Source organism: Chitinophagales bacterium, assembly GCA_013816805.1.
In the GTDB taxonomy this organism is placed as follows: domain Bacteria; phylum Bacteroidota; class Bacteroidia; order Chitinophagales; family UBA10324; genus MGR-bin340.
The window spans coordinates 106806-120601 of the sequence record JACDDS010000002.1 but is presented as its reverse complement, the minus strand read 5'-3'; the positions used below and the strand labels follow the sequence as shown (position 1 = coordinate 120601).

6 protein-coding genes are annotated in these 13796 nt (G+C 40.5%); all 6 read left to right on the top strand.

What is annotated here, in order from left to right:
* Positions 1-63: 63 nt before the first annotated feature.
* Entirely contained in the window at positions 64-2490 is a 2427-nt protein-coding gene (locus H0W62_02290) for an ABC transporter permease (protein MBA3647370.1), read from the top strand.
* Positions 2491-2571: 81 nt separating this feature from the next.
* A complete protein-coding gene (locus H0W62_02285; protein ID MBA3647369.1) occupies positions 2572-4989 on the top strand; it encodes an ABC transporter permease in 2418 nt (805 codons plus the stop codon).
* 256 nt (positions 4990-5245) lie between these two features.
* Positions 5246-7582 (top strand): ABC transporter permease, encoded by a 2337-nt coding sequence (locus tag H0W62_02280; GenBank protein MBA3647368.1) that lies wholly within the window; start codon positions 5246-5248, stop codon positions 7580-7582.
* A 214-nt stretch (positions 7583-7796) separates the two neighbouring features.
* On the top strand, positions 7797-8726 hold the full coding sequence (locus H0W62_02275; protein MBA3647367.1) for an ABC transporter permease: 930 nt from the start codon (positions 7797-7799) through the stop codon (positions 8724-8726).
* A 120-nt stretch (positions 8727-8846) separates the two neighbouring features.
* On the top strand, positions 8847-11294 hold the full coding sequence (locus H0W62_02270) for an ABC transporter permease (protein ID MBA3647366.1): 2448 nt from the start codon (positions 8847-8849) through the stop codon (positions 11292-11294).
* Positions 11295-11349: 55 nt separating this feature from the next.
* Positions 11350-13734: an ABC transporter permease gene (locus tag H0W62_02265; GenBank protein ID MBA3647365.1), complete on the top strand. Its 2385-nt coding sequence runs from the start codon at positions 11350-11352 to the stop codon at positions 13732-13734.
* The last annotated feature ends 62 nt before the right edge of the window (positions 13735-13796 follow it).

The window sequence follows — 13796 nt, the reverse complement described above, 5'->3', positions numbered from 1 at the left end:
TTGAAACACCTGATTACTGAAATCTAATTACAGAAATCTAAAAACTAACCTGGCACTTTTTCCATGAGCAACTATTTTAAAATTGCAATCAGGAATCTATTAAAATACAAGTTCACTTCCTTTATAAATCTTTTTGGATTAACGGTAGGCCTTACCTGCTGTTTGCTGATCCTGGCATTTATACTTAATGAACTAAGTTTCGATCGCTATAATAAAAATGCAGGCCAGATATACCGTGTTACGAGGAGCTTCAATAACAGCGAAGGTATTCAGGAGCTGAATTTAAGTTCCGTTGCTCCTCCCTTCGGACCACTTCTGAAAAATGATTTTCCAGATATTGAAGACTATACTCGTTTGCTTCCAAATGGCCCTACACCATTTCGCTATAAAGAAAAGATTTTTAATGAACCGGGTTCCTGGTATGCTGATAGGAGTTTGTTTCACATTTTCACTGTAAATGTTTTGCAGGGTGATCCCGAAACAGCATTAAACGATCCATTTTGCGTAATGCTTACTCCGGACGAAGCCAGAAAATATTTCGGAAGTGAAGACCCTATGAATAAGGTGATGCGCCTTAACAATACGAATGATCTGAAAGTAACTGGTATTTATCAGCCTTTTCCGGCAGCTGCCCACATCCATCCTGAAATTCTCATTTCATTTCCTACGCTCGAGGATTCTTCTATTTATGGAATAAATAACCTGCTTACCAATTATGGTAACAATTCATTTTTCACCTACATCAAGTTGCCTGAAAATTATCCTGCAGAAAAAATAGCAAACCAGTTCCCGGCATTTATTGACAGGCACATGAAAAGCAAAATGCACCCTGAATTAAAACAGTCGAAATATACGGCGCTTAGTCTTCAGAAGCTTACGGATATACACCTGCGGTCGCATTTGGATGATGAGGCAGAGCAGAATGGTGACATCACTATCGTGTATATTTTCGCTGCAATCAGTCTTTTCATATTACTGATTGCATGCATTAATTATATGAATCTTTCCACTGCCAGATCGGCGCTTCGCTCGCGGGAGATTGGTGTCCGGAAGGTGATTGGCGCTCAACGCGGAAATTTAATTACCCAGTTCCTTTTCGAATCTGTTTTATTGAGCTGGACGGCGATGTTATGTGCTTTGCTAATGACTATTCTGGTACTTCCCGTTTTAAACCAGGTTACCGGGCAGCTATCACTACCAGGTTTATTGAGATGGTGGCTAATGATCGTTCTATTTATTACTCCATTTATTGTCGGAGTTCTTGCAGGGATTTATCCTGCGCTCTACCTTTCATCCTTCCAGCCTATAATTGCATTGAAAGGAATTTTTAAGCCCGGAACGGGAAGTATTTCATTTAGAAAGGTTTTGGTAGTCGTTCAATTCACCATCTCCATTATACTTATTATTTCAACTGCAATAGTATTTCGCCAGCTGAATTATGTAATGAAAACCGCTCCGGGATTCGATAAGGATCAGGTGGTGACCATGACCTACAATTATGCTCTGGATCCCTCCTTTGAAGCATTCAAGAGTGAATTGCTCCGGCATGCTACTATCAAAGATGCTACACGTTCCTCACGCATTCCAACGGGTCGGCTGCTTGATGATATGGGTGCACAAACCATCTCCGCGGATTCAACTGTACCTGTTTCTGCAGCAATAAAATATGTAGCAGTAGACTATGGATTTATACCCACCTATGGTATTAAGATGGTAGCCGGAAGAAATTTCTCACCAGAATATCCAAAAGATACAGACAATTATATCTTAAACGAGGCGGCAATAAAAATGCTTGGCTGGCAAAACCCAAAAAATGCAATTGGAAAAGCATTTAAGTACGGGAATGTTGAGGGTAAGGTGGTTGGTGTTATGAAAGATTTTCATTTTGAATCGATGCATCAGCCGATTGTTCCGGTAATCCTGATCATGGGAACACCAGTTATTAAAAAATACTATGGCAGTCTTTCAGTTAAGCTTTCGGCAAATAACACCCATGCAGGGTTAAATGATTTAAGAGAGGCATGGAATCAGTTTTTACCTGGCTTTGCATTTGATTATACCTTTCTGGATAATAATTTCAGCAGGCTGTATGATGCGGAACGGAAACAGGAACATCTGTTCACACTGTTTTCTATCATCGCTATTCTGATTGCATGTTTGGGGTTACTTGGCTTGTCATCCTTTACAATTCTTCAGCGGTTTAAAGAGATTGGAATAAGAAAAGTACTGGGCGCAAGCGTGAGTTGTATTGTGCGAATGTTATCCTACGATTTCTTAAAGCTGGTGATCGTTGCCGCATTAATCTCGTTTCCTATCGGATGGTATGCTATGAACGAATGGCTGAAAGGATTTGCATATCGGACGGAAATTAGCTGGTGGATTTTTCCTGTGGCCGCTCTTCTTGCATCATTCATTGCCTTTGCAACAATCAGTATACAATCAATTCGAGCGGCAATTTCCAATCCGGTAAAAAATTTACGAACCGAATAATCAGAAAAAAAAATCCGGAATGGATCAGGATTAAAATTAATGAGGACGCCAACCTAAACAGAAACTGGAAACATTTTTCCTATGATAAAAAATTATTTGAAAATCGCCGCACGTTACCTCTTAAAACATAAAGGTTATACTGCTATAAATATTTTAGGCCTTGCGGTAGGAGTTGCTTCGTGTATTCTCATTATGCTCTTCGTGAAAAGCGAATGGAACTATGATTGCTTTCACACAAAATCGGACCTGCTCTATCGCGTGTGGATGCAGGAGAATTACGGTACGGATAAAATTTATACTGACATCGCAACGCCCATTCCCCTTGGTCCCGCAATTAAAGCCAATATGCCGGATGTGGTGGAATTCACCCGGGTTAATTCATTTTCATCGAATGTAAAAGCAATCAATCAAACGGCGAGTAACGAAGACATTGACATGGTTGATGTTGCTTTCTTCAAAATGTTCGACTTCGAATTGACGCAAGGAAATCCGAACAATCCTTTTCCCACTGCGAATTCTATCATCATCACCAAAGAAAAAGCAAAAAAGTATTTTGGGAATACAGATCCTATAGGACTGAATCTTGAACTGCAAATGCGGGACGATAAAGTGCTGTACACGGTTAGTGGCGTCGTGGATCATGTACCGGAAGAATCGAGTATTCAATTCGACATGCTGATGTCGTTCGACAATGCACACTATCTTTTTTCACCGGAGCAGATGACGGCGTGGACTCAGATCTATCCCGAATCATTTGTGCTTTTGAAACAACCTGAAACATCAGCATCCTTCGCTCCGAAATTTGAATCACTGATTAAAGTGATTTCAGGAGACAATTACCAGCCTGGCGTTTTAAGTTTGTACCTGCAACCGATCAGCGATATTTATTTCGGACGTACCGTTCCTCCCGGCAACGGAACAAGCACTCCGGTTTACTCTTACGTGCTTGCCACCATTGGAATACTGATTCTGTTAATTGCCTGTATCAATTTCATTACGCTTTCCATTGGAAGATCCACCAATCGGGCGATGGAAGTAGGCGTGAGAAAAGTGATGGGCGCAGAAAGAAAACAATTGATCCAGCAATTCTGGACAGAGGCATTCCTCTTCACCATTACTTCAGTGGTGATCGGATTTCTTTTCGCATTGTTGTTTCTGGATCCATTTAACAATTTATTTCAGAGACATCTTTCTTTAACATTTGATCCGGTGGTGATTTTATTTTTTATCGCATTACTCCTTTTTATTGCTTTCGTCGTAGGTATTTATCCTTCTCTTGTTCTTTCATCTTTTAATCCTACCGAAGTTTTCAAAGGGAAATTGAAAGGCTCGGGAAGTGTGGGACTGTTTCGTCGGTCACTGATTGCCGGGCAGTTCATTGCTTCGATCTCGATGATTATCTGCACGCTCGTAATCAGTGGTCAGTTGAATTATATGAAAAACAAAAATCTCGGCTATAATAAAGAGCAAGTGGTAATTGTGCCAATGAATAAAGGTGGAGTGGAAGCCAGTCAGATGGCAATGCGATTCCGTAATGAACTCAATAAAATTCCGCAGGTAAAAGAAGCAACCACTTCGCTCTATTCTTTTTCTGAAAACAGTTGGATTCACATGGGCTTCAGAGATGAGCAAAGGAAATATGGCAACTTAAATATGAATGAAGTGGATGAAGATTTCATTCCTGCCATGAACATTCAGATTGTGGAAGGAAGAAATTTTCAGAAGAATAACACAGCAGATAAAGCCGAGGCTGTGATCGTGAATGAGGCATTCGTGAATGAATTTAAAATAGGAGATCCTATCGGAAAAAAACTCCCCGGTAATTTCAGTCAGCATGTGATTGGTGTCATGAAGGATTTTAATTATGAATCACTTCATGTAAAAGTTAAGCCTCTGGTTCTTGCACTGCAAGCCGATTCGATGGCGAATCAAACGAACGACATCAATATCAATGTCGCTCCGCAGCCAAGAGTGAGTGTTCGCCTCGCTGCAGGAAGTTTATCCGCAGGCATTGAACTTCTGCACGATGCTTGGAAGAAGATCGCGGCCGACCAGGATTTTGATTATCGTTTTCTAGATGAATCCATCGCCGCTCAATATGCCAACGAACAGCGTGTGAGTAACATCATTTTGCTGGCATCGGTACTCTCCATTTTCATTGCATGCATGGGATTGTTTGGGTTGGCAACACTAGTAGTAAACCGAAGGACAAAGGAAATTGGCATCCGGAAAATTCTCGGTGCCTCATATGCACACGTGCTTTCCATAATCTCAAAAGATTTCATGATCACGGTGGCCATTGCATCTGTGATTGCATTTCCTCTTGCCTTCTACGCTATGAATAAGTGGCTGCAAAATTTTGAATACCGAATCAGCATGAGTTGGTGGATGTTTTTAATCGCTGCTATTTCAGCATTGCTGATTACACTCATTACAGTAGGATTTCAGGCAATGAAAGCAGCGAATGCAAACCCGGTTAAAAGTTTAAGAACAGAGTAAAGGCACGGCCATCTGCATTAAATCCGGTGAACCACACCTATCATTTTCGAACAGCAAATGTATCATAAGCGAACACCTTTTTTCCTTATAAAATACTAACTAATTGTAAATCAGGAATGCTTCTTTCTGGCATGTTGATGTGATCAATGTTTAGAGGTAATTTAATTGATCTGCGCTGTAACAAAAGAGTGAATTAATACTTCGACAATTAAATAATGAGAGGTAATCAACATTAACTCACACCTTAAACATTAAGATGCTTCAACACTATTTAAAAATTGCACTTCGCAATTTCTCAAGACAAAGAAGTTTGGCGCTGATCAATGTCTTCGGGCTTTCGATTGGTTTGGCGTGCTTCATTTTGTTCCTGTTGTATGCCGTGAATGAATTTACGTTCGATCGCTTTCATGCCGGCGGTGAAAATATTTTCCGCGTTTATCGATGGAGTGCCGGGTCAAAGGATGAACCCGCTAACGGAAGTCCATACATGCCAATCCCTTTGGGCCCTGCAATGAAAGCCGAATTACCCGGCGTACTGCAATACGCCCGGATGGCAGAAGGGTGGAGCGATGATTTTACAAGAGTGAATGGCGTGGTGCTTCCGATTCCGATCACCTATGCTGATCCGTCAATCTTCAAAATCTTTTCTTTCCGCAGTAAAGAAGGAAATCTTTTCTCCTCACTTGATGATGCGCATCATGTGGTGCTAAGCGCTTCCGCTGCGAAAAAACTTTTCGGCAGTGAGGACCCTATGGGAAAAACTGTGGAGATTAAAGTTGATAAGGCATTTGAACCTTTTATCGTGAGTGCGGTAAGTGAAGATGCACCGTCTAATTCTACGATTCAGTTCCAGGTGATGGTAAACTTCCAGGCATATCTGCGAACCGATTGGGGAAAGCAGAGCGAAAATGAGTGGCACCACTTTGGTTACATAACCTACCTGCAACTGCAACCTGGAAGTCATTTGCCTAATGATCAGAAACGACTGGATAATCTCTACAGTGAAAAGTATCCTGATGAAATGGCGAAGTTGAAAGAGAGCAGTTGGAAAGGTTCCGGCATTCCAACAACGTACAAGCTGATGCCGATCCGCGACATGCACACTACTACGCAAGTGGCAGGAAGCGCCATCGGTACTGTTGATCCGAAAAATATTTGGATTCTTCTCGCCATCGCGGCAAGCATTCTGATTATTGCCTGCATCAACTTCACCACGCTCGCTATTGGTCGCAGTGCAGGCCGCGCAAAGGAAGTTGGAATAAGAAAAGTAATTGGCAGCAGAAAGAACCAACTGATAGGTCAGTTCATGATAGAAGCAATTCTTCTTTCAGCTTTATCCTCCGCCATCGGAATTTTACTTGGGCGATTTTTCCTTCCGTATTTCAATCAGCTTGCAGGATCACATCTCGCATTTTCATTTCAGCAGTTTCCTGAAATGATCTGGATGTTAATGCTTCTTATTCTTTTAGTGGGAATTTTAGCTGGTAGTTATCCGGCGCTGGTGCTGTCCGGTTTCAGGCCAATTGAAGTGTTAAAACAGAAAATGCGACTCGGTGGCTCTAACATTTTCACAAAGTCGCTCGTAACCTTCCAATTCATTCTCTCTGCAGGATTAATCATTTCAACGCTTATCATTCTTCAGCAGTTAAAATATTTACGCTCAGCAAATCCGGGTTTCAACAAAGAGAACGTGGAATTAAGTTTGGGTGAAGGAACCGGTTGGAGTATTTCATCGTGGGATGATATGACGAAGAAGCATCACGATGTATACGAATATTTTGTTGATCCGAATTATTTGCAGGTGCTTGGCTTACAACTTTTAGCAGGAAGAAATTTTGATCCGCACATCACATCAGATACGTTGAATTCTGTGATTATCAATGAGACGATGATGAAGAATTTTGGCTGGGCAATACAAAATGCAGTCGGGCAACAGTTGAAAGGCTACTCAGAGAACTTTATTCCTACAGTGATTGGTGTGGTGAAAGATTTTCATTATCTGTCGTTCAGCGAAGAAGTGAAACCGGAGATGTTCCATGAGTTTCATGGCTATGCGCCGTACAAATATTTTGTTCGCATACAACCGGGTGATCCTTCCAAAGCCCTGGCAGAAATAAAATCCGCATGGACATCTTCAGTTGCTGATTTACCATTTCGCTATTCACTCCTCGATGAAAATCTGGATCGCTTTTATAAGTCGGAAGCAAGATGGAGCAGTATTGTTGGATTAGCGGGCGCACTGTGTATTTTTCTTGCATGCCTTGGTCTGCTTGGATTAGCTGCGCTTGCTGCGGTGAATCGCACAAGAGAGATCACAATAAGAAAAGTATTAGGTGCATCGGTAAGCAACATCGTCGCATTACTTTCAAAAGGCTTTCTGAGTCTTGTTTTTGTCGCGCTTCTTATCGCATCGCCGGTAGCGTGGTATTTCATGAATAAATGGCTGCAGAATTACGCGTATCGCATCGACATTAGCTGGACGGTTTTCATCGCGACAGGAATTTGTGGAATGGCGATTGCATTTTTTACGGTGAGCTCCCAGGCCGTGAAGGTGGCACTTGCAAACCCGGTAAAAGGGTTACGAGCGGAATAATAACAGGTTTAGGCATAAGTCATGAGCAATCCGTAAAAAAACTTTTCTTAAGCCTGACATTGAAAACTGCCATCTTAGAATTATTGGCATAAGAATTCAAAGATTTATTTATCCAAAGCTGTAACATAATAGTGTTTAAACACTTCAACAAATAAATCTTTCAAGCTTGAAAGATTACCACAAACTCTTACGAGAAGCCAAATTCCTTTCTGCTATGATTAAAAATTATTTAATAACGGCTTTGAGAAACCTATGGAAGAATAAAACATTTGGATTTTTAAACATCGTGGGACTAGGAATTGGGATAACCTGTGCGGCACTTATAATGCTGTGGGTTGAAAATGAAATAATGTTCGATACTTCCATTCAAAACCGCGATAATATCTATCAGTTGCTTGAGAATCAAACATACGATGGAAAAACATACACATTTGCTTCTATGCCAGGGCCATTTGCTGCTGTGGCACAGTCAGAAATTCCTGGTATTAAACGAGCTGCACGAACTAACTGGGGGAGCCGGTCCCTCTTTTCATTGGGCGAGAAAGAAATATTTGAAAATGGAAATGAAGCAGACTCGCAGATCTTTAAAATTTTTTCAATGCAGTTTATTTATGGAAACTCCCGTACTGCTTTTGATGATGTGTACTCACTGGTAATTTCTGAAACAATGTCGAGGAAATTTTTTGACAATGAAAACCCCATTGGTAAAACATTGAAGGTGAATAACGCAGATGAATATAAGATCACCGGAGTGTTTAAAGATTTTCCGTACAACACAACCTACTCTTATGATTGGCTGATGCCGTTTGAGAATTTTGAGGAAAAGAATGCCTGGCTGAAAGATTGGAAATCAAACGGAGTTCAAACATTTGCAGAGCTGCAACCGAAAGCAGATCGAGATTTATTGAATGATAAGCTCAAGAATTTCATTCAAAGCAAAGATACTTCAGCAGCCGCTCGTCCATTTTTGTTTTCGATAAATGACTGGCGGTTGCGGTGGTCAGGAAATAAATGGCTGCAGGATTTTGCTTTTCGAATCCCTGTACAGGGATATGTGTTTGTTTTAGCAGCATTTGTAACGGTTGCATTGGTAGCGTGCACGGTCGGCTATCATACGGTAAGGGTGGCACTTATCAACCGTTAAAGAGCCTGAGAACAGAGTAATTATAATATTATCAAAAAAATAAATTTCAATAATGAGCTACGGGATACGACTTTCTAAAGAAGAAATTTTATAGTGACTATAGTAGATAAAACTTGATCTATGCTCAAAAATTATTCTAAAGTGGCACTGCGTAACATGTTGCGGCAAAAGGGTTATACCGTGCTTAACCTGATTGGCCTTGCTATCGGTATTAGTGTATGCATGATCATTATTCTTTTTGTCAACAGTGAATTGAACTTTGATAATTTTCATAAAAAGGGCGATCGCATTTACAGGGTTGTTCTTGACCGCCGTTATCCTGGCCGATCTACTTCGTACGCCATAATTCCCTATTCTATAGGTGATGCCATGAAGAAAGAGTTTCCCGAAATAGAGCAAAGTGTTAGACTTTTTCAGGGTCAGCAGGACCAGGGTTTGTTTTTACGTGTAGATGATAAAGTATTTAATGAAAAGAACGTTCTGTTTGCCGATTCAAATTTCTTTGATGTATTTACCGTACCTCTTCTGCTTGGCAATGCCAGCAAGGCGCTTACCTTACCGAACAGCCTGGTAGTAAACGAAAGCACAGCAAAGAAATATTTTGGATCAGCAGCCAATGCACTTGGAAAAACAATAACGGTTGATGATTCTGCCGCTGTAGTCACAGCAGTGAGCAAAGACTTACCACCAAATTCACATTTTACATTTGATGTTATTGCGTCCTTGTCTTCTTTCGGGAATGGCGTTCAAAAGCCGGACTACGTCAGCTTTTCCTGCTACAACTATCTTTTGCTGAATGCCAATGCTGATGCCAAAGCCCTTGAGAGAAAATTCCCTCTTATCATAGAAAAATACGTATCCGGGGATATTGAAAAAAATTTCGGGGTTTCTTTTAAGGAATTTCAGTCTGCCGGAAATGGCTATCATTATTATCTGCAACCCTTAACGAAAATTCACCTTACCTCAAATCTTGAAGCGGAGTTAAGCCCAAACGGAAGTATCAATATTGTATATGCCTTTAGCGTAATTGCTTTTTTTATCCTGTTGCTGGCTTGTATCAATTTTATAAATCTCTCGACTGCGCGCTCTCTTGACCGTGCAAAGGAAGTAGGAATCCGGAAAACTTTTGGAAGCGAGCAGAGTGCATTGATTCGTCAGTTTTTATTTGAATCAGTTATAACAAGCGTATTGAGTCTGGTAATCGCAATAATTTTAATCTTCGTCATACTTCCTTTTTTTAATGGTCTCTTTAATTTGCACCTATCTGCATTGTATTTCTTTCAGCCGTTGCAGTTCACGTTTTTAATTCTATCAGTAATATTTATTGGAGTTCTTGCAGGCTTATATCCTGCATTTGTGCTTTCTTCATTTAAGCCGATTATAGTGCTGAAAGGTAAGTTTAGCTTTAACCCCAAAGGTCGATTGGTCCGGAATGGTTTGGTAATTTTTCAATTTGCAATATCTGTAATGCTGATTATATCTACTCTTACTGTAGACAGGCAGATGCAATATATGCTGAGCGATCAGTTAGGTTTTAGAAAAGATAACATTGTTGAATTGCAGCGGACAGATCTGCTCGGAAAGCAAAGTCAATCGTTTATAAACGACCTGCGTAAAATTCCGGGGATTGAAAACGTTTCAGGTACGTCAGCACTTCCAGGGGATCAAAACTTTTTTGGTGCTTCTTTTCAGCTTTTAGGAAGTAAAGAAACGCTCACGGGCAGAGGCATACTTTCAGATGATCAGCTGTTATCTACGCTTGATATTCCGGTTGTAAAAGGGCGTTTTTTTTCAAGAGATCTCGCCACAGATTCATTGTCAATCCTGTTAAATGAAAAAGCATTGGCGGAGTTAGGAATAGCTGATCCTATTGGGGCAAGGCTAATAAGTCCTGATGGCTTTTTTAATTTACCGGATGGTACTACGCAGGTACTTACTGTAATTGGTATTGTAAAAGATTTTAATTTTCAATCACTGCATCAGAAAATCACGCCGCTTATTTTTATGAATGGTGCAAAGTTTAAAAATGTATTGCCGTTAACAGCAGTGCGCATTCAATCTTCGCAAATTAGAAATGTGCTTGGGACTATAGAAAAGGACTGGAACAGTTATGTTCCGGGGCATCCATTTCAATATAAGTTTCTGGATCAGCAATTGGCCAGCCTTTATCATTCGGAACAAACCATGGAAAAGCTATTTAAAATATTTTCAATGCTTGCCATTTTTATCGCCTTTATTGGATTGCTTGGATTGGTTACCTATGCAGCCCAGAAACGTGCCCGCGAAATTGGTATACGGAGAGTACTGGGTGCCAGCGTGAGCAATATCATTACACTTCTTTCAAAAGATTTTTTGAAGCTGGTTATTATCGCCGTGCTGGTAGCGTTCCCCGTTGCATGGCTTGGAATGGATAAATGGCTGCAGGATTTTGCATACCGTGTTAACGTAAGCTGGTGGATCTTTATAATATCAGCTTTTATTGCTGTGGCCATGGCGTTGCTGACAGTCGGGTTCCAGGCAGTGAAAGCAGCCATCACCAACCCGGTAACGAGTTTAAGAACAGAGTAATAATAGAATAATATTCAGTGAAGCTGAAATAATAACGTTAGTAATTCGCTCATACATGATTAGAAATCTTTGGCTTGTCGCCATCAGGAATCTTAAAAAAGACTTGTGGTATACCATGCTCAACATATTGGGATTGGCGATTGGCATTACCTGCAGCTTGTTTATGATCTTTTACATAAGGGATGAATTAAGCTTTGATCGTTATCATAAAAAAGCGGATCGCATTGTGCGAATCAATTCCTATATAGACGAACCATCAAACAGTATGAAACTTGCCATTACTCAATATGTAATGGCACCGGCTTTAAAAAGAGATTATCCTGAAGTGGAAGAGGCCGTACGGTTTTTTGCTAATGGACGCACCATGTTTAAGAACGGCGATCTTCATTTTTATGAAGACAAAACTTATTATACTGACAGCAATGTTTTTAAAGTTTTTACCTGGAATTTTATTGAAGGTAATTCTGAAACAGCACTGAAAGAACCTAATTCCATGGTGCTCACTGAAACGTCCGCAGAAAAATATTTTGGAAGGACCAACGCGGTAGGAAATTCATTGCGCAGCAACAGCGGTGATGTTTATAAAGTAACTGCTGTGATTAAAGATGTTCCTGCAAACTCACACTTAATTTTTAGTGCATTAATTTCGGCTAATTCCTTACCTAAAGACTATGATGGTGGCGGCTGGGGAAACTTCAATATTTATACCTATGTTTTATTGAAGCCCAATACGGATAAAGCTGCATTTGAAAAAAAGCTTATGCCGATGTATGGTAAATACATGGCGGCAATTTTTGATCAGTTCAATATTAAGATCCATTACGGTGTTCAGCCGATTACTGATATACATCTCCATTCTGATATGACGAATGAGCCCGAAGAAATCGGGAGCATGTCCTACATCTATATTTTTTTTGCAGTTGCGATCTTCATGCTCATTATTGCCTCCATTAACTACATGAATATTTCAGCCGCCCGTTCTGCGCGAAGAGCCAAAGAAATTGGTATTCGTAAAGTTACCGGATCGACCAAGTCACAGCTGATCGCGCAATTCCTCATTGAATCATTATTATCGGCATGTATTGGATTGCTGCTAAGCATTGTGTTCGTACTGTTATTGCTCCCCACCTTTGATTCTCTTGCCGGAAAATCTATTTCCTTTCATATACTTTTTCAGCCTGAGTCCGTTTCTATCCTCGCAACCATTATTTTATTTGTAGGACTTGCAGGAGGAATGTATCCTGCTTTTTATCTCTCCAAATTCAATCCTGTTTTTGTACTGAAGGGAAGTCTCTCAAAAGGCTCGAGTAATGTTAGTCTGCGAAGAGCACTGATTGTTGTTCAGTTTTCCATTTCCATGATCATGATTGTATGCACGTTTGTAGTCTACAGGCAATTGCAATATGTGCGAAGCAAGGATTTGGGTTTTAATAAAGAAGAGGTGGTTTCCTTGAATGTGGATGGCAATGGAGATCTGCGAAGCAAGGTGCTGGCGTTTAAAAATGTGTTGCACGAAAATTCACAGGTGCTAACCGTAAGTGCTTCAGAAAGCCGTCCTGGAAATGGAAATATTAACTTCAATTTGTTCTCTCTCGATTCCCGCAATGGTAGCGTAGATAAAGGAATTTCCTGCTATGGGGTGGATGAAAATTTCTTTCCGGTACTGGATATTAAATTGGTTAAAGGAAGAAATTTTTCCGGACCTTCGGATACGCTTAGAAGCATTATCGTCAATGAAAACCTTGTAAAATATTTTGGGTGGGATGAGCCGTTGGGAAAGATTGTAAAATCATCCGGCGATACTTCAGGGAGATATTTTGAAGTAATTGGGGTTGTGAAGGATTACAATCAAAAGTCGCTGTACAATCCGCTCGAGCCACTCATACTTTTTTACCGGCCGAACAGTAACAACATTCTTGTGAAGATAAGTCCCACAAATATTCCGGCCACTCTTACCTCTTTAGAGAAGACATGGAAAACGATTTTTCCGGAGCTTCTTTTCCAATATGTTTTTCTCGACCAGGATTTTGACTCACAATATGCAGCCGATCAGAAGCGCGGAAAAATATTTATTGCGTTTTCAATTCTTACCATTCTCATTACCTGCCTGGGACTTTTGGGCTTAATCGCATTCACTACACAGCAACGCCAAAAAGAAATCGGCATTCGAAAAATTATGGGAGCCGGCCTTCGTGAAATTGTGCCGCTGATTATAAAAAACTTCATATTTCTTGTAGGACTGTCCTGTATCATAGCTTTTCCGGTGGCATGGTATTTCATGAATCAATGGCTTAAAATATTTCCCTACAATACCGGCCTGTCGGCCGCGCCTTTTTTGCTTTCCGCACTGATAGTTTTGATTATTACGTTACTTACCGTGATCTTCCATACCATGAGAGCAGCAATAGCAAATCCCGCGAAGAGCTTAAGAGCAGAGTAACGAATTGTAAACAGTTACGGAAGATGGGCTCAGCAATATCATTTTCGCACACTTTCTATATC

Coding starts and splice junctions, on each gene's coding strand:
- H0W62_02290 (MBA3647370.1), top strand. CDS start 64: ATGAGCAACTATTTTAAAATTGCAATCAGGAATCTATTAAAATACAAG.
- H0W62_02285 (MBA3647369.1), top strand. CDS start 2,572: ATGATAAAAAATTATTTGAAAATCGCCGCACGTTACCTCTTAAAACAT.
- H0W62_02280 (MBA3647368.1), top strand. CDS start 5,246: ATGCTTCAACACTATTTAAAAATTGCACTTCGCAATTTCTCAAGACAA.
- H0W62_02275 (MBA3647367.1), top strand. CDS start 7,797: ATGATTAAAAATTATTTAATAACGGCTTTGAGAAACCTATGGAAGAAT.
- H0W62_02270 (MBA3647366.1), top strand. CDS start 8,847: ATGCTCAAAAATTATTCTAAAGTGGCACTGCGTAACATGTTGCGGCAA.
- H0W62_02265 (MBA3647365.1), top strand. CDS start 11,350: ATGATTAGAAATCTTTGGCTTGTCGCCATCAGGAATCTTAAAAAAGAC.